Consider the following 24,608-nt stretch of genomic DNA (forward strand, 5'->3'; position numbering starts at 1 on the left):
GACTAATATCTCATATCTCGCATCTCGAAACTCGTAACCTATAACTTTGTCACCCAGCCATATTCACCATGGCTTTGAAATTTATAACTTTGGTTATTGGCATCAAATTGGCCTTGTAGGGTATTTTCTGTGAGGGTCATCACCGCTTGATAGTCAGCTTTAGCATGAGCATTGACCTTCCCAAACACACTTCTATCGCCATTACTGGCTTCTATAATGTTACTGATCTCTACGGTGTAACTAAGATATTCGTCTATTACTAAAATAAAGTTATCGCCGGGTTGTAAGGTTTTAAGGGTATCTAAATCAAACTCGCTGAATGCGGTGTTTGCTAACTGTTCGGGTAAACGGCCTTGTTTATATAGGTAATCGTGTGCGCGGTCAGATAACTGGTTAAGGGGCGCAGTTAAGTTCACAATTGGCTGCGGGGCTATTTGATCTGCTTCAGCTTTGTAAGAGGCAACAAACTGCTGAGTGCTGGGTTTTGTTTTAAAACCATCACTTTGAATATGCCATTCATTCAGTGCAAAGGCTGTAAGCGGCAAAATAAAGATTAATGCAAGCGTCCTGTTCACATGTTTCTCTTACGGGTTTTTATGTTAACTTACTGTTATTTTTTACCTTAAGTTAACAAGTTGGTCAATAGATAATCAGTAAGTAGTTGCTTTTATTATCGTGTCGATAAAATTAATTTGTTTTACTCGATTGCTAATGCTGAGCATAATCCGCGTTTTTTTGTCACTGAAACTCCAAGATTAGAGGTACCGACCATGCGCGGCTGGATCATTTATAAAGATAGCCAAGGTTTGTTAAAGCAAGAAACCTATGAAGTAGAACGTTTACTTGCGGCAGCAAAAGAAGAGGGTATAGAGTTACAGGTTTATTCGCCTGATCAATTTGATCTCACTATCACTCGTGAAGATGGTAAAAGTATTTTAATTGATGGCCAGTCAGTACAACTACCAGATTTTGTTATTCCTCGCATGGGTGCAAGTACAACGTATTTTGCGCTGGCGATTATTCGCCACCTTGAGCGCTTGGGTGTTTACTGTGTAAATAGCTCGCAATCAATTGAAACAGTTAAAGACAAACTGTTCGCGCAGCAAATTCTAGCTGAGTGTAATTTACCAACACCAAATACTATGCTGGTTAAGTTTCCAGTGAATATTGATTTAGTTGAAAAGCAAATTGGCTTTCCTGTGGTTATTAAAACCTTATCAGGCTCGCAGGGCAGTGGCGTATTTTTATCAAAATCAAAAGAAGAGTTTGATGACTTAATGCAGCTTATTGAGGCTGCAAATCCACAAGCAAACATTATTTTACAGCAGTTTGTTAAGTCCAGCCATGGGCGTGATTTGCGAGTACTTACTATCGGTGGTAGAGCGGTAGCTTGTATGGAGCGTAACTCGCAAGGTAAAAACTTTAAAGCCAATGTAAGTGCCGGTGGTACAGGTAAGTCATTCCCTATTACACCAGAAATTGAATGGCTTGCTACACAAACTGCTAACGTACTTAATCTTGATGTAGCGGGCATTGATTTATTGTTTGATGAGCAACACTTCAAAATTTGTGAGGCAAACTCAAGCCCAGGTTTTGAAGGCTTAGAAGGTGCACTGGGTATTGATGTAGCCAAAGAAATTTTGCACTTTATTCGCATTCGCTTAGGTATTTTCGATAAGCCTACCGTGGTCAAAGAGCCTTGTTTAGAGGTGGTTTAATTTTGTAGAAGGCGTGTTACTAACACGCCTTTTTTGTCTCATCTGTATAGTAATCAAATCTTAAAATACTACAAAAGTGTACAGTGCCATTTAGCAAATCATAGGATATGGTAGATTTTTAATTGCCATGGAGTATGTGTACATGAGTCAGCTCATCAGTCGAGCAACTGCGGGGTTAGTGGCCGTTATTATTGGTTTTACCAGCTCAATAGCGCTTATTTATCAGGTTGTTATGGTTTTAGGTGGCACGCCTGATTTAGTTGCTAGTTGGGTGCTAATGCTCGGTCTTGCTATGGGGTTGAGCTCAATTGCTTTGTCTTATTATTATAAAGTGCCCATTCTTATCGCTTGGTCAACAACTGGTGCGGCACTACTTATTTCAAGTGCCCAAGGGTATAGCTTAAATCAAGCTGTTGGCGCGTTTATGTTCTCTGCGGCGATGGTGTTTTTGTCTGGCATTACTGGCATATTCGAAAAAATGATGAACAAGATACCAAGCCAACTAGCTTGTGCCATGCTTGCTGGCGTGCTGGTGAATTTTGGTATTGATGTATTTAATTTTATGAACGAGCTACCTTTAGTGATTGGTTTAATGGTGGCCGTATATTTGTGCGGGAAACGCTATTTCCCGCGTTTTGCTATGCTTGCCGTGGTTGTGGCTGGCTTTTTAATGGCAGGCCTAACGGGTCAAATCGATACAACTAGTTGGCAATGGAGAATGAGCGAGTTTGCTTATATTGCTCCTGAGTTTGATCTTAACGGTATGATAAGCGTTGGTTTGCCGCTATTCATTGTGACCATGACATCGCAAAACTTACCAGGTATTGCCGTGTTAAAAGCACACCATTATAAAGCACCCGTGTCGGCCGCTTTAAATGTTACCGGGCTATTAAATGTGATTATTGCGCCATTTGGTGGCTATGCCATTAACCTTGCGGCCATCACCGCTGCCATTTGTATGAGCCCTGAGGCTGATAAAGACCCAAGCAAACGTTATTGGGCAAGCATTGCTGGTGGTGTGTTTTACATTATTATGGCGCTCCTTGCAGCTACGCTAGTTGGTTTGGTAGCAAGCTTGCCACAGGCATTGATTTTGGCGTTGGCAGGCATTGCCCTATTTGCAACCATTGCCAGTAGCTTACAGCAAGCATTAACTGAGGCGTATTATACCGAAGCCGCTATCGTGACCTTTTTAGTCACAGCTTCAAACCTAACCTTATTCTCGGTCGGTTCTGCATTTTGGGGAATTGTTGCAGGTACGGTGACCTTAGTTATGACACGTAAAGATTGAGGGATTTAAACGATGCAAGTTATACGAAGTCGCGAATTCACAGCTGATCGAGCTTGGGGGGCATTAGATATTGCCAATATGAAAGGTATTACAACACGTTTGCATTGGACAAATAAACCTTACAAATGGCATATCAATGATGGTGAAGAAGTTTTTGTGGTGTTAAGTGGCCAGGTCGAAATGCTTTATAAGCAGCATGGTGAAGTATGCGTTGAGCTTCTCAATGCAGGGGATATCTTTTTTGCCAGTGTTGGCACGGAGCATGTTGCAAAGCCTAAGGGAGAAGCGCGAGTTTTAGTTGTCGAGTCGCAAGGCAGTGTATAATAAAAAAGGCCCCAAATTTGCTGGGGCCTTTCGTTATTTAAGTAATGGTTTTATCACTTCAAACATGGCATTGATATGGTCATCACGGGTATTCAATGCAGGTATATAACGGTATTTATCACCGCCTGCATGTTCAAAAATTTCGCGATTTTCACCTTCTATTTCTTCTAATGTCTCTAGACAATCGGCACTAAATGCAGGGCTGATGATTGCAATATCTTTAATGCCTTCAGCAGGGTAGCTTTCAAGTGTTGCGTCAGTGTAAGGCTTTAACCATTCTGCTTTACCAAAACGGCTTTGGAATGTAGTTACAGCAAAGTCTTTCTCAAACCCAAGTTTTTCGGCAACTAAACGAGTAGTTTGCATACAAAAGCAATAGTATGGGTCGCCATTTTCTAAAAACTGTTTAGGTGTACCGTGGTACGAAAACACTAGCTTTTGTGGTGTGCCGTGGGCATTTAAATCTTCGCTAATGCTAGCAGCTAAAGCATCAATGTATATAGGGTTATCGTGATAACCATTAATAAAGTGAAGCTCTGGCACCCAGCGCCACTTACGCAGTACATCTGATACCGCATCAAACGTTGAACCAATGGTGGTGCTTGAATATTGCGGGTACATTGGCAGCACAATAACGCGTGTGATGCCTTTTTCGCGAAGCTCTTCAAGGCCAGCTTCAATTGATGGGTTACCGTAGCGCATCGCCATAACTACATCGGTGTCTTGGTGTCCTTTTTCCTTTAAAAGGGCTGCCAGCTTTTTGCTTTGCTCTCGGGTAATGTGAGTCAATGGTGAGCCGTTTTCAGTCCAGATACTTTTATAAAGTGCCGCTGAGCGTTTTGGGCGTAAAGTAAGTACAAAGCAATAAAGGATGATCATCCAAATAAAACGTGGGATCTCAACGATGCGAGGATCTGATAAGAATTCGCGCAAGTAAGTTCTAAGTGCCGCGGTAGTAGGTGCATCTGGGCTACCTAAGTTGGTCAATAAAATGCCCGTTTTTTTGTTGAATCGGCCATCATGTGGCTTATCGGTTATGGCGGAAAATCGCGACACTGAGTGCTCCTTTAGAAGTAATCGTAATATAAATCACATTGTAACGAAGTAAGCTGAATATGTGATCACTTTATTCGCTAATTTTTGATCATGATTCTGAAAGGATTTGGTTTTTTCGTTTCAAGTTGTTGTAGCTTAGCAATTGATTTGGCACCGAACACATGCCCTTTTGGTAAAAGCAAGATACCGTCATAGCTTCTAAGTGCATGGCCGAGTACCATACCTTTTTTAAGATCCTGTGCCGTGAGAATCTTCATGGTGCCCACTTTTTGATCACTAGCACAGCTGATTTTAAGGCTCCCTAACACTTCTAAAATCTTTGGATGGTAGTGAGTACCGCTATATAATTGTAGCTGATCGAGTGCGCTTTCATAACGGCTGTTGTCATTTACTGTGATATGAGCAATTGCTTGCCAAAAATCACGCGCTACAGCTAATATCATTGCCGTAATTGGAATTTCTTTACCTTTTAAACCCTTAGGTGTGCCGGAGCCATTGTAGTGTTCAAATTGGTAATAAATTGCTTCAGATACATCATGTAAATGGGGAGCGGGCATTAGCATTAGCTGAGCGGTACTAGGGTGTGTGTAAAATAACTTTTTTTGGTTCTCTGTAAGCTCTCTGGTTGGCTTTTTATAAAGCTCTGGCTCCATGGCAAGCAAGCCAATTTGTGCTAGGTAGCCTGCCATTTCTGCCATTTCAATATGTTTTTTATCTAAACCAAGATGTTCAGCAATTTGTTTGCTGGTAGTGGCAATGTTTTGTGCTTGCATACCATCAAGGTATGGGTTGGCATTAATAAAGTTATATAAAATCTCAAAGGTACTGCGATGCTCGTGTTTTTCACGTTCGTTTACTTCTTCTAGTTGTTTGAGCACTTTTCGAATTTGTAGAGTGCGCTTTTCGACCATTTGCTCAAGGTTATTGTTTAGCTCTTTTAACTGGCTGTTTTGCGCTTTGATTTTTTGCTCTAACTGCTTGTTTTGGCGCTTTAATGAGGTTTTTTCTATGCCATCACTGATGTTGCGCAGCAGTAACTCATTTTGCCAAGGTTTTTGAATGTAAGCATGGATCCTACCTTTATTAACGGCGGCAATGGTGTTGTCGATATCTGAGTAACCAGTTAACAAAATCCGTTGAGGCTCAGGGTCTATATTGAGTGCTTGCGCAAAGAAGTCAGCGCCATCTATGTTTGGCATTCGCATGTCGCAGATAATCACATCAAAACTATAGGTAGCTAAAATTTTTAGTCCCTCAAGTGGATCTGCACAGGCTTTTGCAGTGATGTTATTCGCTGATAACAATCGCAAAAGAGTCCGCAAGACGATTTCGTCATCATCGATGCATAAAACCTGAATATGTTGTTTGCTAACTTTTTCAGCCATAGCGCTTTACTGTGAATCATCGTTAATCAATAACATAGCCTTAAATCCAGCCTTGTGCTAGGTTTTAAAAGAGACAAATAAAGTTTGAGATGAAAATGGATGACTTTAAGCAAGCCTACTTATTAGAAAAAGCGGCCAGAGAAGAAGCTGAGCAATTGCTTGCAGATAAAAGCAGGATTTTAGTGGCATTAAACAGTGAGCTTGAGCAAAAAATTGCTGATTTAAAACACCATCAAGCCATGTTTATTCAAGCTGAAAAAATGGCTACTTTAGGAACACTCTGCGCAGGGGTTGCGCACGAAATAAATAACCCGCTTGCCTATAGCATCAGTAATGTTGATTGTTTAAAAAACTATTGTGATTACTTTAGTGATTTGCTCGCTGTGTGCGATGAGTTTGCTTGTAGTGAAACCGATAAAGTAACATTCTGTAAGCAATTAACTGAGCTAAATAAATTGCATTCATTTCGCTTTGTAGCCGAAGAGCTACCTGACTTAATTAGCGATACCTCACAAGGATTGCAAAGGATCAGTAAAATTGTTGCTAATTTATTAGATTTTTCGCGGCCCAAAGGTCACGACAAGCAATTTGCTGATATGACAGATGCAGTAAAAAGTGCCGTAAAACTATTAGCAAACCAACTGCGTGATTGTAATTTACATACCCAGTACAGCCCTATATCACAAAGTTGGTGTAACTTACCTGCAATAAGCCAAGTGATAGTCAATATCCTAATTAATGCAAAACAAGCCTGTGATAATCAAAAATCAAATGCTGAAATATCTGTTGCCGTATATGAGCTCGAACAGCATATTTATATAGATATTGAAGACAATGGCGCCGGCATGTCAGAAGAAACCATTGCGAAAATATACGATCCCTTTTACACCACAAAACCTGTTGGAGAAGGCACCGGCATGGGGATGACCATGGTGTATGCCATAGTGCATGAACATCAAGGCTGTATTGATATTCAAAGTACAGAAGGAATGGGCACAAGAATTAGCTGCGTGTTTCCTGTGCAAAGTCAGGTCAGGAAAACTGTAACTAGCTGACAGTATTTCAGTTGTTGCAAAAATTTGTGAATTCGCTAGGGTAGGAATACACCCATAGCAAACCAACATGCAAAGGCTCAATATGCTAAATCAACAAAGTTCGGATGTGTTTAAAAACTACCTCGCGAGTCAAAGCGAGACTAATCAAGTAAGTTTGGACCAAGTGCTTGGCTATATGTCTGGTCTATTGGCCTGCTCAGAGTTTTTTGGGGAATCAGAATTAGCAAATTATATTGCTGACAATGATGAGTCGGTGTTTAACACTTTAATGACAGATTCAGAGCCTCGCGATGCGATGATTGAATTGCTTGATAACATCACCGAAGCACAAGTTGAACAAAAGAAAATCTTAGCAGAATTATACCCAAATGAAGTAAACAGCAATGAGCCAAGCCAAGCATTGCAGGACTTTTGTAGCGGCTATATTGCGGCGTATATTGTGAACCAAGATATTTGGCACAGCGACTTACAATTTTTACTTAAAGCTGATGATCAGCAAGATAATGAAAGCGAAGATGGTCAGCTGTTTATTGATAATTTTGAAGCAACTCTCGATTTACTAACGACCTTCGCGATGTGGGATCAGGCGCTGGCAAATCACCCTGAACCAGAAAAACTAGGCGAAGGGTTTGTCACCTTCTTTAATGCGCTAGACGAGAGCTTATCTGAGATTGCCACTATGGCGTTAATGCTTGAAGATGAAAAACTGGCGATGCTTGAGCAAGATCAGTAAACATTTCCCTTCTCAGTAGAGATAAGCTGATAGTTGCATTATTTTGCTTATTTCTACTGAAAAACGAATAATTTCTGTTTGTAAAGTCCTATTAATACTACAAATGGGAATGTTTATACCTAAGTCGTACCTTATTTTTCTTCCCTTTTGTGTATTTGTTGATAGGATGTTTTGTAAGAGTTAACTCGCAGGCTTGAGTTAACTTTCAAAAATCGTGATTTCTAAAATCAACAACACGTGCTTAGTGCTTTTCTTAATTTCTCCAAAAGGGGCGTTTTTTTGTTTTAAGGAAAGCCGGAATATCAACAGGATACACATGACAACACATTCTTTAAGTATGCTGGCCGTTGCGGTTAGTATGGCTGTTTCTGCAACTTCAGTGCAGGCAGCAGAGCAAGCATCTGCTGCTAAAGCAGATAAAAACATCGAACAAATCTCAGTATTAGGCTCACGAGTTGCCAATCGTACGGCTACCGAATCAACATCGCCGGTTGATTTGATTGATGCCGACGACTTAAACAAAGGTGGATTCACTGAACTGGGCCAAAGTCTGCAAGCGACGGCTCCTTCATTTAACTTTTCTCGTACGCAAGTGTCAGATGGCTCTGACTTATTTAGACCTGCGACTCTTCGTGGTTTACAGCCAGACCAAACGTTAGTGCTTATCAATGGCAAACGCCGTCATAACCAATCTATTTTTGGTTTAAATGGTACTGTAGGTGCCGGTGCTGCGGGTACCGATATGAATGCGATTCCTCTTACTGCGTTAAAAGGTGTTGAAGTACTTCGTGATGGTGCTGCTGCGCAATATGGTTCTGATGCGATTGCCGGTGTTATCAACTTATCGTTAAACGATTCAACCGGTGTTACAACGGGCTATGTGCAAGCTGGTAGCACGGGTGAAGGCGATGGTGACACTATTTCAATGGGTTTAAACCGTGGCTTCGACTTAGGCGATGAAGGCGGTTTCATTAACTTTTCTTTGGAATACCGTGATGCGGATGGCACCAACCGCGCTGAGCGTGATATTGGTGGCTCAGTTGATGTGCCCGCTGGGACGCTATCTGATGATGTTCGCTGGGGGCAGGGTAATGCTGATAGCGAATTTACCTCTGTGTTTTATAATATGGCGTTACCTTTTGGTGAGACCGAACTTTACTCATTTGGCGGATACTCAAACCGTACTGCGCTAGGTAATGGTTTTTACCGTAACTTTGACCAAGCAGCGAAGAACGTGGTGCAAGTTTATGGCGATGGCTTTTTACCTCGCATCGATAACGAAGCCGAAGATATTTCGTTTTCACTTGGACTGCGCGGTGAGTTAACTCCAGATTGGAGCTATGACGTATCTGCCGTATATGGTGAAAACAGCTATGATTTCACGTCAAAAAACACGCTAAATGCGTCGTATGCTGCTGAATATGTAGCGAACAACCCAGATGCAAGTGATGCTGATATTGTTGCAAAAGCAGGCCCTAACGGCGGGTACTCAGGGGGTTTTAGATTTGACCAAACGACTATAAATGCAGACCTCAATGGTATTGTCGATATTGGCCGCAGCGAGCCTTTATATGTATCTGTGGGGGCTGAATACCGTAAAGAAAACTATGAGATCGTGCCGGGCGAAGAAGCCTCTTATGCGTGTGGTTTAGCTAATTCAGATACTTCATACCCTGCGGTAAACGACAGTAGCGTATTCGCTGAGTGTGGTTTCCAGGCATATAACGGTTTACGCCCTGAAGCATCAAACAAAGAGAGCCGCCACAGTTATGCATTTTATGTAAATGCCGAAACGCTGATCACGGACGCATGGCAAGTAAGCGCAGCGCTTCGTTATGAAGATTTCTCTGATGCCGGTGATGACATCATTGGTAAGCTAGCAACCCGTTATGAAATTACCGATGACTTTGCTGTTCGTGGTGCCATTTCTTCTGGCTTTAGAGCACCATCTCTACAACAAAGTGCGTATACCGCTTACACCACAAATTTAGGTGCTGGTGGCGTATTACTGCAATCATTTACGGCAACTGCAGGCTCTGATTTCCCCTCAGCACTGGGTGTTGATAACCTCGGTCTTGAAAGCTCAGAAAACTTAAGTGCAGGTTTTGTTTATAACGTAACCAGCGATTTATCACTGACCGTTGATTTTTATCATGTTGCAATTAAAGACAGAATTACTCTTGGCAGCTTAATGTCTGCGGATGATGTGGCATTTAGTGCCGAAGCTGTCGCTGCACTTAATGCAACAGGGGCACAGCAAGCTAACTATTTCTCAAACTCGGTTGATTCAACCACCAAAGGTGTTGATATCATCGCTTCGTATCGCACTGATTTGTACGATGGTAATTTCTCAGCAACGTTTGCAGGTAACATTAACGAGACTGAAATTGATGATGTGAATGCACCGGAAGGGATTCCTGAGTCAATTGCCCTTGATGATTTACAACGTAGTTTCTTAACAGACGGTCAACCAGGTGAGCGTGCAACGTTAACATTTGAATACGATCGCGGCGATTTCAACAGCATGCTACGCTTTAATTATTATGGTGAAACAGACGTTAAATACTTTGGTAATGACCACATTGGTTTGCCTGATCAATTATCACCTACAGGTGAGTTTAAAGACACAAGCACTGTTGAGTCAGCAGTATTAGTTGATGTTAACCTTGGTTATCAGTTAACTGACGAACTGATGCTATCGGCGGGTATTGATAATATCTTTGATGTAACCCCAGACGAACTTGGCGAAGACGAAGCTCTTGATTTTATTACTAACCAAGCATTCAAATACCCTGTTCGTGCATTACCTTATGGTTTTGATGGTATGACTTACTACGCAAAACTGAGTTTTAGTTTTTAATTCCTAAGTTGAAGTGAAACTTAAATAGCGCCTCAAGGCGCTATTTTTTTGCTTAATTGTAGTATCCGACATTTGTCGCTATAATAAGTGACAGTTGTCTTTTTGGCGAGGTGGAAAATGAATGCTGTTGAAACTGATTATTTAGGTGTGGTCACTGATGGTCGAGTAACTATCAATTCAAATACACTGGATGAAATAAGTGTTGCAACACAAGGCGTGACAGTTAGTGCGATTAAATCACTCGCTAAAGAGCTAAATTGGGACGCTAATAGCTTAGCAGCCTCAATCGGTACCACTATGCGTACACTCGAAAGATATAGTAAAGACCGAAAGCGGTTGAATGCCAAGTTGAGTGAAAATGCGTTAGAAGTGGCACGTATTTCGTCACAAGGGATTGCTTATTTTGGTGATGTTAAACGCTGGAACGAATGGCTTAGCACCCCTAATATTCAATTTGCTAATCAAGAGCCAAAGTCGGTGATCCATACAATCCGCGGTCGTGAGCTTATTAAACGCGTGATACTAGGGCTTGAGTACGGGTTTACCGCTTAATGATTTGCTACCGAATAGCACCCAAAGTACATAATGATCTAGCCAACGCGTTATCTGGGCTGGGTGGTTTGTATGCACAAGGACGGTGGCATTTTGTTGGTAAACCTATTGTGTATACGGCAAGCTCACGCTCTTTAGCAATGCTTGAGCGATTAGTGAATGACACAACGGATATTTTAAGTACAAACCTGAGTATTACAACGATTCAAATCCCTGATGATCTCAAGATTATTAGGCTAGTAGCTAGCGAACTTCCAAAAGCATGGGATGATCACCCCTACATTACAGAGACGCAAGCGTTAGGTTCTGATTGGCTAGCATCGATGGATGCAGCCGTACTTCAAGTTCCTTCAAGTCTATGCCCCGATGAATACAATTATTTAATCAACCCATTTCACACAGACATAAGCAAAATTAAATGCATTGATAGCAAAGACTTTTTCTATCCAAATCGATTGGCTGCAAAGCTTTGAAATAGTTATTGAGGGGAAAGTTAGAGAGAGTAAAGTTGCGAGAAACGAGTTTGTAGCAGCGATTTTATATCGCGTTTATTCTCACACCTAGCACCTAGCACCTAGCTCTTTTCCCCTCTAACCTCGAAACTAGTTGCTTGTAACTCGTTCGCAAATCTCGCGCATTTGATGTTTTATTTCGGGTTCTTTTTCATCGAATATTTTATTGATACGTTCGATATAGGCATGGTTTTCTTCGAATGGTACGCCGATTTCGTAGACATCGGCGGCTTCGCGTAGCATTTCTTTATCAAACTCACTGAAGATATCGATCATTTCTTGGGCTTTTTCTCGCTCAATACCCAGTGCCTCAAAGGAAGAGCGACCCATGCGCAGTGTACTGTCATATGTTTCGCGGATAATATCGCGACAGCCGTAAGCCCATAAGTCGTATACATGGTGACGATCAACTGCGCGGGCAACTACATGTAAATGCGGATAATTTTGCATAGCATAGCGGACTAATTTAGTGATTTGTTCGGCATCATCAAGCGCAACAACCAGCAGTTTTGCATCTTCAATACCTGCAGCACTGAGTAGGTCAGGTCGAGTTGCATCACCAAAAAAGTTGCGAATACCAACACGCTCAAGGGCTTCAAGTTGTTTGTAGTTGTAATCAATCACGGTGGTTTTATAGCCGCCAGCTTGTAAAATACGGTCAACAAGGCCACCCATTCTGCCTGAGCCTGCAATGATCACATGGCTATCATCAGGGAACTCTTCTGTATCTTGCCTTGCTTGTTCACAAATAAAGCGTGGTGCTATCACACGTTGATAGAGAATAAATAAGCCTGGCGAAAGCAGCATGGATAAAGTAACAACCAGTAATAGTTGGTCGGCAACGGCTGCGGCTAAAACATTATTAGATACAATGTAAGCCAGTAGTACAAAACCAAACTCACCAGCTTGTGCGAGCCCCAGTGCTAGTAACCAAAATGCAGCGCCTCTTAGCCCAAAAATACGGCCTAAAAATAACAGCACAACTGTTTTAGTTACAATCAGTACGCCAGTTAATAGCATTATGGTAGTAAGGTTATCTGCGAGTAATTGAAAGTTGATACTTGCGCCAACGGTGATAAAAAATAGCCCAAGCAGTAACCCTTTGAAGGGATCGATATTACTTTCGAGCTCATGTTTATAAGGTGAATTTGCAAGCACTACACCTGCCAAAAAGGTACCAAGCGCAGGTGATAAGCCAACTAATGACATCATCAAAGCGATACCAATAACAAAGAATAAAGCCGTTGCGGTAAATAGTTCACGAAGCCGTGCTTGTGCTACAAATCTAAAAATTGGTGCGGTTAAGTAGTTACCACCAAAAACGACGAGCGCTATCATACCTAAAGTAACCAATGCTGCTTGCCAGCTCTCAAGACCTGCTACCAAGCTTAAACCAGCATGACCGTCTTCGCTTGCATAGGCTGTATCAGCCATTACGGGTGCTAATTCTGGTAAAGCTAGCAATGGAATAAACGCCAGCATAGGAATAACAGCTATATCTTGGGTGAGTAATACGCTAAATGAGGCTTGGCCACCATCTGATTTTAATAGCCCGCGCTCTGAAAGCGTTTGCAGTACAATTGCGGTAGATGAGAGCGATAAAATTAAACCTATTGTGAGTGCCGATTGCCAAGCATGACCAAATGCTAAACTAATACCAGTAAAGGCTGCGGCTGATAAAACCACCTGTCCGCCACCAAGGCCAATAAGCTGTTTTCGCATTGACCAAAGCGCTTTGGGCTCAAGCTCTAAGCCAACAATAAACAGCATCATTACCACACCAAACTCAGCAAAATGCTGGATGGCAATCACATCAACATTTAAAAATGTCAGTGTTGGCCCAATAACAATACCTGCGAGTAAGTAGCCAAGCACTGAGCCAAGCCCAAATTTGCTGGCAATAGGCACGGCAATAATGCCTGCAATAAGGAAAATATAGGCTATTAGGAGAAAGTCAGTCATCGTAATCCTGTTTGTTTTTAATTAACTATGATTGTTTTCGCTAGTTTTGCCAGCAGTTAGGTAGTGAATGCAATCAAAATACGAATTTAGTCAGAAAAATGACAACAAGGCATGGTGTTTAGTAAAAGCGCTTAAGACAAAATAAGTGGGAAAATCATCGTTTTTTTCTTAAAAACCGCTTGCGTAGCGCTTAGGTAGGTATATACTCGCAACACTTTAAATAGGAGCAAAAAATGAGCAAAAAGAAACAACGCACACAAGGCCAAGTTGATACAGGTCGTGGTGTAATTAACGATAATGTGTACGCCGCAATGGTGACATCTAAGCTGTTCACCGCAAAAGTAGAGAAACCTAAAAAAGGTAAAGGTGCATATCAACGTAAGGCAAAACATGCAGGACGAGAGTCCTATTTAATCGCTGCTTAATTAAGTTGTGATCAAATAGGATTTTTGTGAAAAGCAAACACTGAGAGTTTGCTTTTTTTACGACTAAAATTTGTGTTAAGAATAACTTTCACTCAATTTTTATAGAAATTTTTACCTGAAAACTAATTTATTCGTTATATACCTATAATCGATACGATAATTATTTTCGCCTACCCTCACACAAGCGTTGCTTGTTTTTTATACAGGCTAGAAGTACCGCGCTTTCCATGGTTAAATTATTGTTAATTTTATGTTCATTTTTACTCGGTAGAATCATTCTCGTTTTTGCTTTTTGATAAAAATAATTAATTCTTTTTTAGTGGTTTTAACTAAATCATACACCAAAAAGTGCGTTTATTTTACCTGATGTAGGTAAATTTGGACTTGACGAACTACTACTTTGTGTTACTTTAAAGTTGGATTTGTAAAATAAATGTTATAAAACTTTGGGCGGAGGGAGCGAATGAGCTCGCATAAATTAATAAAAAATGCTTTTAAACTGAGTGCACTGTCACTGGGTTTATATGGCTTTACAGCACACGCTGCGATTGATTGCAGCAACTTAGAAGTGTGGCAACAAGGGCAAACACATGTTGGTGGTGATCAGGTTCAGGCACAAGGTAGCGCTTATGAAGCCAAGTGGTGGACGCAAACTAATCCTGTGGAGACTTCTGGTGTCGATCAAGAGTGGCGTTTATTGGGTGTTTGTGACAGCGTTGTCAATGAGAATCAAGCGCCTCAAATTAGCAGCTTAACACCAGCAGAGGGTTCTTTATTTACCATTAGTGACAGCGTTGTCATAAGTGCGGTTGCCGTTGATCCTGATGGTAGCGTGGCAAGTGTAGAGTTTTTTGTTGATGGAACATCGCTGGGTGTTGTGACAAGCACACCTTACTCAGCGAGCTGGCAAGCAACCCAAGGCAGTCATGTGATTAGTGCGGTCGCAACGGATGATTTAGGCCTAACCTCTGCAGCCGTTGCACATTCAGTGAGTGTGTCTGATGACGTTGAGCCAGTTAACCAATCGCCGGTGGCGAGCATTGAATTTAGCTCACTGCCATCGCAAGTAACGGTGGGTGACAGTGTGGTGTTTGCGCTTTCTGGCACTGATAACGATGGCCAAGTAACTGCGTTATCGTTAACTGAAAACAGCACCGAAGTTCATCAAGCAAGTGCTGCTTCTTCAAGTTATACCTGGCAGGCACCTGCAGTTGGGCAATTTTCATTTACCTTAACGGTGACCGATAACGAAGGCGCGACGGGGACACAAAGCAAAGTTGTTAATGTTGTTGAAGCAACAGAACCAGGTACAGATTGTAAACCGCAAGGCTTATATCAAACCCCAGGTGTGAATACCCCATACTGTAGCGTATATGATGCAAATGGCCGTGAGAAAATGGGCGCAGATCACCCACGCCGTGTTATTGGTTACTTTACTAGTTGGCGAAATGGTGCCAATGGTCAGCCAAGTTACTTAGTTAATGATATTCCATGGGACAAGATCACCCATATTAACTATGCCTTTGCGCATGTTGATGGCAATAACAAAGTATCGATAGGTGATCCAAATGCAGCTGGCAACCCTGCGACAAACATGACTTGGCCGGGCGTTACCGGCGCTGAAATGGATCCAAGCTTTAGTTACACAGGTCACTTTAACTTACTCAATAAATTTAAAAAACAACACCCAGATGTAAAAACCTTAATCTCTGTAGGTGGTTGGGCTGAAACCGGTGGTTATTTTGGTGCAGACGGTACTCGCGTAAATAGCGGTGGTTTCTACACGATGACAACTAATGCCGATGGCTCAGTGAACCAAGCGGGAATTGATGCTTTTGCGAAAAGTGCTGTTGAGTTTATTGAAACCTACGGTTTTGATGGTGTCGATATTGATTACGAATACCCATCGTCAATGAATGACTCAGGCCACCCTGATGATTTTCCTATCTCTAATGCACGTCGCGCAGGTCTTAATGCCTCTTATCGTGTATTGATGCAAAAACTACGTGAAGAACTTGATATTGCAGGTGAAAAGGCTGGTAAGCATTACTTGTTAACGATTGCTTCGCCATCTTCAGGATACTTATTACGTGGTATGGAAACATTCCAAAGCGTGAAGTATCTTGATTACGTTAACATCATGTCTTATGACTTACATGGTGCATGGAATTCACATGTAGGCCACAACGCAGCCTTGTTTGATACCGGTCTTGATTCTGAATTAGCGCAATGGGGCGTTTATACCACTGCGGAGTTTGAAGGAATTGGTTATTTAAATACTGATTGGGCTGTGCGTTACTTCCGCGGTGCGGTCTCTGCAGGTCGGATCAATATTGGTATTCCATATTACACCCGTGGCTTTAAAGATGTGTCGGGCGGTACTAATGGTTTATGGGGCCAAGCAGCGCTGCCAGATCAATCAAAATGTGCGAAAGGGACTGGCGTTGGTGAGAAAAACCAATGTGGTAATGGCGCACTCGGCATTGATAACCTATGGCACGATAAGAACGATGTTGGTGAAGAAATGCCAGCAGGTTCGAACCCACTATGGCATGCGAAAAATCTCGAAAATGGCATTAACCCTTCTTACCTTGAAATCTATGGCCTCACGCCAGAATCGGATACCGACGATGTATTAACGGGTACTTACACACGTTACTACGATGATGTGGCGGTTGCTCCATGGCTTTGGAATGCAGAGAAAAAGGTATTCTTATCAATTGAAGATGAGCAATCAATGGCAACCAAAGTTGATTATGTTATCAACAATGGCCTAGGTGGCATCATGTTCTGGGAGCTTGCCGGTGACTATGATTATGACTCAGCGAAAGGTGAGTACTTCATGGGCTCAAGCTTAACCACACTTGCTTACGATAAATTTAACCAAAGTGGTGTGGCTTATAACACGCATCAAGGCAATGTCGATTTCACCCTGCCAAGCGAAGCTGTTGACGTAAGCTTTGCAGTGAAAGACTTCCCAATTGGTGATGATAACTACCCAATTGCACCTACATTCGCATTCACCAATAACTCAGATATCGACTTAAGCGGCGCGAAAATCAGCTTTGATGTGCCCGTTTCTACCTCTGCGATTTTCAAATCAAATTGGAATGCACAAGAAAAGCTCGGTATGGCTGTTGAAGCGAATGGCTCTAATGCGGCTGGCGATAATATCGGCGGCTTTGAAAATGAGTTCCATCGTTTTTCAATCACTTTAGTGAATGAGTGGGGCGGTATCGAAAAGTCATTTAACACAGGTGAAACCGTTGAAGCACAAGTTATGTACTACATGCCAATTACAGGGCCAACTAACTTCACTATTGAGAAAAATGGCAAAACCTACGCCTTCAAATACGAATACCCAATGCTACCGGATGGCACTGCCGGCAGTGGTGATACTGGCGGTGACACCGGTGGTGGTACGGGTGGCGAGGGAAGCTGTAATGGTGTTGATGTAGCGAGCATCCCTGTGTATCCAAATTGGCCGCAAACTGATTGGGCTGGTAATCCAAGCCATGCTGTTGGCGGCGACCTAATGTATCACAACAACGTGATTTACGAAGCAAAGTGGTGGACGAGCACAGAGCCAGGCACATCTGCTGACTGGACGGTGAGTTGCACGCTTTAACCAACTAAGCGGAGCAAGGACTTTGCTCCGCATTTCTACAGCGAGAACAACAATGAAAGTAATGAAATCAAAGGCATTGTCTTTATCGGCAGTGGCAACCAGCATGCTGCTTGCCTGTGCATCAAGCCATGTGAATGCCCACGGATTCTTAGAAAGCCCAAAGGCACGCCAAGCATTTTGTAATGCCGATGGCGGGTACTGGTGGCCTGCTGATGGCACGGGTATTCCTAATCTTGCTTGTCGAGCAGCGTTTGTTGAAGCAGGGCATGTGCAGTTTGTGCAAGACATTGAATTTTCGGCTAATACCATTGATTACACAAACCTTGCGGCAGTTAAACAAAGTGTACCTGATGGCCGGTTATGTGCCGCAGGCGACCCAGAAAAACGCGGTATGGATTTACCTTCAGCGCATTGGCAACGCAGTGAGGTTATTCCTAATGCAAATGGCGATATTTTAGTGCGCTTTTTAGCGAGTACGCCGCATAACCCGAGTTTTTGGCAGTTTTATTTAACAAAACCGGGCTTTGATAGTGCGACTCAAGTGCTTACTTGGGATGACCTAGAGCTTGTTGAAGAGTACGGTAATCTTGATTTTAGCATTGATGCTAATAACGACCGTTACTATGAAATGAGTGTGTCTATCCCGCAAGGGCGCAGTGGCGATGCCATATTATATACGCGCTGGCAACGAGAAGATGCCGGTGGCGAAGGCTTCTACAACTGTAGCGATATTAATATTGTCAGCGATGCGACCCCAACAGAGCCAACCGATTGGACAGCAATTAGCTACTTTGTTCGTCAAGGGCAAGACGCCGAGGTTGGCGGTAGTGTGTCAGCTCGGTTATTTGATGAAAATGGCCAAGAGTTACTTACTCAACAAATGCAGATCACAGCTGATAATCAAGCCAATTGGCAGGCTGAATTTGCAGCGTTGTTAAACCTTAATTACGCGCACTTAGTTAATATTGGCGTGCAAAATAGCGCCGGAGATATTGCCTTTGATGCGTCTGATTTAATGACTAATCAGGTCTTTACAACGAATGCAAACTACAGCTTTGCACTAAGCATACAAGCGGCTCCTGACAATACCGCGCCGATAATTCATCAACCAGATGACCTTCAAGTCGAAGAAGAGAGCAGCACCGCGATACACCTGCACGCCTTTGATGATCAACAAAGCACCTTAACTTATAGCTGGGATGTACCTGCACCACTGAGCTTTACGGGTAGCGATGCCAACATCACGCTAAACGCCCCCGCTGTGGATGCTGATGCAAGTTACACCGTGAGTGTATCGGTGTCAGATGGCGAGCTCACAAGCCAAGTAAGTTTTACCGTGACTGTGATTAATAGCGCTGTGGTCGACCCTGACCCTGTTGATCCGAGCGTTCCTGCTTGGAATAGCACAAGCCAATACAACACGGGCGATAAAGTGAGTTTCAACGGCGGCGTTTACAGCGCGAAATGGTGGAACCAAGGCGCACAACCAGACAGTAGTGATGCATGGCAGCTTGAATCTGGCAGTGCATCAATCGAGTGGAACAGCGGCAAAGCCTATCAAGGCGGCGACGAAGTAACCTATCAAGGACAGCGCTATCGAGCGCAGTGGTGGACCCAAGGAGATGTACCGGGTGCCAGCCAAGTATGGACAGAAATCTAAAGTTTTGTAGTTCAAACTTTATCAATAACAGCGTAACGCTATATAAAAACAGATAAGAGAGAATCATGAATATAAAACAATTAAGCGCAGCCATTGGTGTTGCACTCTTTGCAAGTGCAGCAAATGCGGCACCATCAACACCGACCATTATTTGGGAACCACAAGAGTACTCATTTGTTGAGGTCGATCTTGAAGGCACAGGTTCATATAAGAGTTTGGTGAACCGCGTTGATGAAGTCACTATCAGCATTGAATGGAACGCATGGAGTGGTGATGGCGGCGACAGCTATAAAGTGTACTTTGATGATATGCTGGTTAATGAAGGCTCGCTGGCAGCAGGCACTAAAAGTGGTGTTATTAGCTTCCCGTATGATAAAGCGGGTCGTCACACATTATATGTAGAACTATGTGAAGGCGGTATCACCTGTGCTCGCAGTGAAGGTAAGCCAATTGTTATTGCCGATACAGATGGCGGTCACTTAGCGCCATTGCCGATGGATTATGATCCAAACAACCAAGATATTGGCACCAAAGATGGCCTTGTAACCGGTGCCTACTTTGTTGAATGGGGTATTTATGGCCGTGACTATGATGTAACTAATATTCCAGCGCAAAACCTCAGTCATATCTTGTATGGATTTATTCCAATTTGTGGACCTAATGACTCGTTAACAGGCGGTCCTAAAAACGCGCTAAATACGGCGTGTGCAGGCTCGCAAGATTTTGAAGTTGTGATCCACGACCCATGGGCAGCGATTCAAAAAGCGCTACCAGGTGTTGATAGTAATGACCCAATTCGTGGTACCTATTCGCAGTTAATGGCGTTAAAGCAGCGTTATCCTGATCTGAAAATTTTACCATCAGTAGGTGGTTGGACTTTATCAGACCCATTTGCTTACTTTACCGATAAAGCAAACCGCGACACGTTTGTGGCATCAATGGAAGAGTTTTTAAGAACGTGGAAGTTCTACGACGGTGTTGATATTGACTGGGAGTTCCCTGGTGGTGATGGTGCTAATCCAAACCTAGGCGACCCAGTTGCTGATGGCCCAGCATACGTAGCGCTGATGCAAGAGCTTCGTGCGATGCTTGACAAACTCGAAGCAGAGACCGGTCGTGAGTATGAGTTAACATCAGCGATTGGTGCAGGTTATGACAAAATTGAAGATGTTGATTATCAAGCCGCTAGTCAGTATATGGATTATATCTTTGCCATGACTTATGACTTTTATGGTGCATGGAGTGGTGTGACGGGTCACCAAACAGCGCTTTATTGTTCATCGCATTTCCGCGTTGGTCAATGCGATGGCACAGGTGTTGATGAGGAAGGTGTTCCATATAAAGGCCCGGCTTACACAACCGACAATGCAGTTCAGTTATTGCTAGCGCAAAACGTACCATCGAAGAAAATCGTGGTAGGTACCGCTATGTATGGTCGTGGTTGGGAAGGCGTTTATCCAACAGGCACAAGTATTGATGGAAATCCAATGACAGCAACAGGGACCGGCCCACTTAAAGGCAGCACTGCGCAGGGCGTTTGGGAAGATGGTGTTATTGATTATAAAGGCATTAAAGCCAATATGATCGGTGCTTCAGGTACTGGAATTAATGGCTTTGAAGTGGGGTATGATCAGCAAGCAAAAGGTGCGTATGTATGGAATCGTTCAACAGGCAAGCTCATTACATATGACAGCCCTGCATCAGTTATTGCTAAAGGTAATTATGTCAATCAGCATAATTTAGGTGGCTTATTTGCATGGGAAATTGATGCTGATAATGGTGATATTCTTAATGCAATGCATGAGGGGTTGGGTGGTACAGTCACTGAGCCTAGCAATAGAGCGCCCGTGCTATCTGTGTCAAGCTCCGTATCTGTTAATGCGGGCGAAAGTGTATCTGTGACTGCATCGGCAACTGACGCAGATAACGATCCACTAAGCTTTAGCTGGACAGCTGACAGCGCGTTAACAGTAAGCGGTGAAAATTCAAATACACTTGTTATTACTGCACCATCAGTGACTGCTGATACGCAATACACGGTTGCTGTGAGTGTTAGCGATGGTGAGGCAAGTGTAAGCCGTAACGTTACAGTGAATGTTGTAGCACCAACAACAGGTGAGAACCAAGCACCAGTGGTTGCGGCAATTGCAGATAAAACAGTGGCTGAAGATGCGAGTGTGGCTGTAGCGGTTTCGGCATCTGATGCTGATGGCGATGCGCTTTCATACAGCTGGACAGTACCAGCAGGCTTAACGTTAGTGGGTTCTGGTGCTGATGTAAGCTTACAAGCGGGCAGCGTTGATGCAGATACTAGTTATGTTGTATCGGTTTCGGTAAGTGATGGACAAACAGCTACAGCTGTGAGCTTTAATGTCAAAGTGACAGATTCTGGCACAACAACTCCGCCAGGTGGTGAAACTACATGGGATGCAGCGGCTATCTATGTAGGTGGTGATACGGTGACTTATAATGGCGTAGAGTATACTGCTAAGTGGTGGACACAAGGTGAGCGCCCTGATTTAGGTGGCCCATGGGAAGCAAGTTCACAACCAACTGACGGTAATGGTGATGTTGTGTGGCAAGCTGCGGGTATCTACAACGGTGGTGATCAAGTCACTCACCAAGGTAATAAATACGAAGCGAAATGGTGGACTCAAGGAGACGAGCCAGGTGTCGCAGATGTATGGAAAGCACTCTAAGTGTAATAACCACATTTAATGCCCATCATTAAAATGTGATTTCCCTTCAAAGCAGCCTTAAGGCTGCTTTTTTGTGGGAGGAAGTTAGAAAGAGTAAAGTTATCGAGGGGAAAAGGGAAAGAAGCTGTCAGCTTTCAGCGGTCAGACGCGCGAAACAAGTTTCACGCCTACGAATGAAAACATCAGGCGCTAGGTTCTGGGTTCTAGGACGCGATTTAAAATCGCTGCTACAGACTCGTACCTCGTAATTCGTTTCTCGTAACTTTCCCCTTGAAACTCGCTAACTTAAGACATTTCCCGGCTAAAGCCAGTCCTACGGGCTGTCACCTCATACCTCGTAACTTTCCCCTAGTAACTTAAAGCTTGCTAACTTTCTGTTTCTTATTTCATACATTGGTCTTTCAACAATTATCAACCATACTAAAAGAAAGTCAGTTCTAAGTACTTAAACTAAGGTGTGTTGATGGTTTTAAAAGTGCTGTTATTAATTCTTACTGCTTTAATAAGTGCTTCTGCTTTTAGTTGTGAGAAAACCTTAAAGGTAGGCATTAGTCAGCAATGGGCGCCTTATGCATTTACCCAAAATGATCAGCTGACTGGCATTGATATTGATATAGTAAACCTAATACTAAAGGATGCGGGCTTTTGCGCTAAATTCGTTATTATGCCGTCTTCAAAGCGCGGTTTTGCTGAGCTAAAACATGGTAAAATTGATGTGTTGCCAGCTGCTAGCTATAGCAAAGAGCGTGATTCATTTAGCTTCTTTTCAGAGCCTTACCGTAATGAGGTGATGCGGTTATTTTGGTATCCCCATAACCGTTTAGACGCTCTAGACTTACAAGGGTTACTTGATCATCAGCAAGTAATTTTGACTAATAGCGGTAGTTATTATGGCCCAGAATTTACTCAGTTAGCTCAACAAGCTAAATACAAAGAACAACTCGTTACTGTGGCCTCCTTACGCCAGCGCCTCGCTATGCTAGTTGCTAGGCGAGTCGATTTTTTTGTTGATGATGAATTAGCTGGTTTATATTTAATTCAAAAAAATAAGCTGCGGGGTATCGAAATCTACCCTTATATTGTCCACAATGACAGTGTTCATCTAATGCTTAATGAAATTAACTTGTCAGCTGAAGAAAGAGCCGCTATTGATTCTGCTATTCTAAAAAATCAGCAAGCGATAATCGAAATTACCGCTCGGTATGTAATTAAGTAATTAACCCAAACGAGTAACGCGCAGTTTAATCCGCCCCGCATTCGCCCCATAAAAGCGGTTTAGGTCGTTGGCAAAAGGGCAAAACTCGCCAGATTTGGTAATACGAATATCGGCACCCTCAGCAATCTCAAATAAGTGATCGTCGTTGTTATCGATAGCGCCAATCAGTGCAAACCATTGTGCGTGTGGTAAACGTCTAAATGGCTCTAGCACGGCCATTGGAATTTCTTTCACACCAAGTTGGATATTATCTCGATGCCAGCCTGCTGGACCGCAGCTAATACCATCGTCATACCAGGTTTGCTCAGGGTAAGGGGTGAAGCGATAAGTACCGCCTTGCTCCAACATTAAGCCTGTGTGGTTGTACTTTTCGGCACCATACACAAATACATCTTTACTCTCATCAATACTCAGCACCGTCATATTTTGCTTATCAAGCGCAATATGCGGGCTTAATCCCTTAAAATTTAAGCGCGTTTCATCATTATATAGCACATCGTAGTGAAGGCTTTTTAACGATTCTGGACGATAGCTTGTTAGGCGGTTAATGCGCTCTGCGACGGTGTAATGAATGGTTGGCGCGAACGTGCTTTGTTCGTTATCAACTAATACACAGCATTCGCGATCTACCAGTTTAAACAACGGGTTAAACCAAAAATAGTTTTGCTGATGACTCAGTGCCAGCGGATCTGGGGTAACGGTTACATCGTCTTGAGCAATGAGGTTACGATGCTCTTCTGGGAGTAAGGTGTTGTAATTGATATCTGCGCTGGTAAGTAAGTTTAATGCAACGGTTTGTTCTATCAGCCACTCAATCGCATAGCGTAGGCAAATGTCGGCTAAACCATCACGATAATAGCCACCACCCACATCTGAATGAGCGCCCGCAAACCAGATCTCTTGAACGTGCGGTGCTTTATTTATAAGTGTCGGTTCAAATGCACGGCGCTTTTCATCGAGAGCAACGCAATGAAGGGCTGCTTTAACATTATTTGCTAGCGTGTAGTTTTCAAAAATGACATGCTCAGCACCACGGGTTGCCTTAGTTACTTTTGAAAAACCAATAGATGCAACGGTATCAAATACACACAAGTACACATCATCACTAATAAGTGGCTCTAAACACTTGGCAAAGCGTCTTGCTAGCGCTGCACCGCGGCTAAAGCCAGTGAGTAGTATTTTATCGCCAACAGTGTAGTAGCTTTTAAAGTCGCTCAGCGCACGGTTTAAAATGCTGGCAACGTCATCACCTCTAGGCGCAAGTGCTTGGTTAAATAAGCGTCGAAAGCGGCTGCCTTGGGTGCCTATACCTTGATAATAAAAACTAAGTTGAGTTGGAAATGGTGTTTCGGGTTCGCTATTGAGTGCGCCACCAAAAAGTAAATGAAGTTTAAGAATATTAGAAATACTGGCGTCTTCTTTGAAGTGTGCAGCGCTGAATTGTTCAGCATCACGAGGCTCGCTGCCTGTGCCATCAAAGTTGAAAATCAGCGTTTTAGCGGTCATAGCGTCATTCCTTTAGTGGTTTGTAT

At 43.0% G+C, this 24,608-nt stretch carries 18 protein-coding genes; 13 read left to right on the plus strand and 5 right to left on the minus strand.

The window, feature by feature from the left end:
* Positions 1–38: 38 nt before the first annotated feature.
* Complete coding sequence (locus HCZ11_RS00955; protein WP_167657357.1) at positions 39–575, minus strand: hypothetical protein; 537 nt, start codon at positions 573–575, stop codon at positions 39–41.
* A gap of 195 nt (positions 576–770) precedes the next feature.
* Between HCZ11_RS00955 and HCZ11_RS00960 the strand changes: the two genes are divergently transcribed.
* From HCZ11_RS00960 to HCZ11_RS00970, 3 genes are all read left to right on the plus strand, one after another.
* Positions 771–1,718, plus strand: a complete 948-nt coding sequence (locus HCZ11_RS00960) for a RimK family alpha-L-glutamate ligase (protein ID WP_130052947.1) — start codon at positions 771–773, stop codon at positions 1,716–1,718.
* Between the two features lie 142 nt (positions 1,719–1,860).
* Positions 1,861–3,009 (plus strand): benzoate/H(+) symporter BenE family transporter, encoded by a 1,149-nt coding sequence (locus HCZ11_RS00965; protein ID WP_167657358.1) that lies wholly within the window; start codon positions 1,861–1,863, stop codon positions 3,007–3,009.
* 12 nt (positions 3,010–3,021) lie between these two features.
* Positions 3,022–3,333: a cupin gene (locus HCZ11_RS00970; protein ID WP_167657359.1), complete on the plus strand. Its 312-nt coding sequence runs from the start codon at positions 3,022–3,024 to the stop codon at positions 3,331–3,333.
* A gap of 33 nt (positions 3,334–3,366) precedes the next feature.
* On the opposite strand, the gene hemH is transcribed toward HCZ11_RS00970, so the two are convergent.
* Positions 3,367–4,389: a ferrochelatase gene (gene hemH / locus HCZ11_RS00975; protein WP_130052945.1), complete on the minus strand. Its 1,023-nt coding sequence runs from the start codon at positions 4,387–4,389 to the stop codon at positions 3,367–3,369.
* A gap of 77 nt (positions 4,390–4,466) precedes the next feature.
* A complete protein-coding gene (locus HCZ11_RS00980) occupies positions 4,467–5,774 on the minus strand; it encodes an HD domain-containing phosphohydrolase (protein WP_167657360.1) in 1,308 nt (435 codons plus the stop codon).
* A 95-nt stretch (positions 5,775–5,869) separates the two neighbouring features.
* Between HCZ11_RS00980 and HCZ11_RS00985 the strand changes: the two genes are divergently transcribed.
* The 5 genes from HCZ11_RS00985 (at position 5,870) to HCZ11_RS01005 (ending at position 11,447) form a co-directional block, all read left to right on the plus strand.
* Positions 5,870–6,829, plus strand: coding sequence for a sensor histidine kinase (locus tag HCZ11_RS00985; protein ID WP_167657361.1), 960 nt, complete (start codon positions 5,870–5,872; stop codon positions 6,827–6,829).
* An 82-nt stretch (positions 6,830–6,911) separates the two neighbouring features.
* Positions 6,912–7,562 carry a UPF0149 family protein gene (locus HCZ11_RS00990; RefSeq protein ID WP_167657362.1) on the plus strand — a complete coding sequence of 217 codons (651 nt, stop codon included), beginning with the start codon at positions 6,912–6,914 and terminating at the stop codon, positions 7,560–7,562.
* 316 nt (positions 7,563–7,878) lie between these two features.
* Positions 7,879–10,422, plus strand: a complete 2,544-nt coding sequence (locus tag HCZ11_RS00995; protein WP_167657363.1) for a TonB-dependent siderophore receptor — start codon at positions 7,879–7,881, stop codon at positions 10,420–10,422.
* Between the two features lie 117 nt (positions 10,423–10,539).
* A complete protein-coding gene (locus HCZ11_RS01000; RefSeq protein WP_119853251.1) occupies positions 10,540–10,974 on the plus strand; it encodes an antitoxin Xre/MbcA/ParS toxin-binding domain-containing protein in 435 nt (144 codons plus the stop codon).
* Positions 10,974–11,447 carry an RES family NAD+ phosphorylase gene (locus HCZ11_RS01005; protein WP_167657364.1) on the plus strand — a complete coding sequence of 158 codons (474 nt, stop codon included), beginning with the start codon at positions 10,974–10,976 and terminating at the stop codon, positions 11,445–11,447. Before HCZ11_RS01000 ends, HCZ11_RS01005 begins: the two co-directional genes overlap by 1 nt.
* Before the next feature lie 129 nt (positions 11,448–11,576).
* Here HCZ11_RS01005 and HCZ11_RS01010 read toward each other — a convergent pair whose 3' ends face one another.
* Positions 11,577–13,448, minus strand: a complete 1,872-nt coding sequence (locus tag HCZ11_RS01010) for a monovalent cation:proton antiporter-2 (CPA2) family protein (RefSeq protein ID WP_167657365.1) — start codon at positions 13,446–13,448, stop codon at positions 11,577–11,579.
* Positions 13,449–13,681: 233 nt separating this feature from the next.
* On the opposite strand from HCZ11_RS01010, the gene arfA reads away from it, so the two are divergent.
* The 5 genes from arfA to HCZ11_RS01035 all read left to right on the plus strand — a co-directional run bounded on the left by arfA (position 13,682) and on the right by HCZ11_RS01035 (position 23,076).
* Positions 13,682–13,873, plus strand: a complete 192-nt coding sequence (arfA, locus tag HCZ11_RS01015; RefSeq protein WP_054563243.1) for an alternative ribosome rescue factor ArfA — start codon at positions 13,682–13,684, stop codon at positions 13,871–13,873.
* A gap of 463 nt (positions 13,874–14,336) precedes the next feature.
* The gene (locus HCZ11_RS01020; RefSeq protein WP_167657366.1) at positions 14,337–17,501 is read left to right on the plus strand and encodes a glycosyl hydrolase family 18 protein; all 3,165 of its coding nucleotides are present in this window, start codon (positions 14,337–14,339) and stop codon (positions 17,499–17,501) included.
* A gap of 52 nt (positions 17,502–17,553) precedes the next feature.
* Positions 17,554–19,161, plus strand: coding sequence for a lytic polysaccharide monooxygenase (locus HCZ11_RS01025; RefSeq protein WP_167657367.1), 1,608 nt, complete (start codon positions 17,554–17,556; stop codon positions 19,159–19,161).
* 65 nt (positions 19,162–19,226) lie between these two features.
* Positions 19,227–21,860 (plus strand): glycosyl hydrolase family 18 protein, encoded by a 2,634-nt coding sequence (locus HCZ11_RS01030; RefSeq protein ID WP_167657368.1) that lies wholly within the window; start codon positions 19,227–19,229, stop codon positions 21,858–21,860.
* 463 nt (positions 21,861–22,323) lie between these two features.
* Positions 22,324–23,076 carry an ABC transporter substrate-binding protein gene (locus tag HCZ11_RS01035; RefSeq protein ID WP_167657369.1) on the plus strand — a complete coding sequence of 251 codons (753 nt, stop codon included), beginning with the start codon at positions 22,324–22,326 and terminating at the stop codon, positions 23,074–23,076.
* Here HCZ11_RS01035 and HCZ11_RS01040 read toward each other — a convergent pair whose 3' ends face one another.
* Positions 23,077–24,582 carry a DUF2235 domain-containing protein gene (locus tag HCZ11_RS01040; RefSeq protein ID WP_167657370.1) on the minus strand — a complete coding sequence of 502 codons (1,506 nt, stop codon included), beginning with the start codon at positions 24,580–24,582 and terminating at the stop codon, positions 23,077–23,079.
* Between the last annotated feature and the right edge of the window lie 26 nt (positions 24,583–24,608).

It is taken from the genome of Pseudoalteromonas sp. HF66 (assembly GCF_011806445.1).
GTDB classification, from domain to species: Bacteria; Pseudomonadota; Gammaproteobacteria; order Enterobacterales; family Alteromonadaceae; genus Pseudoalteromonas; species Pseudoalteromonas apostichopi.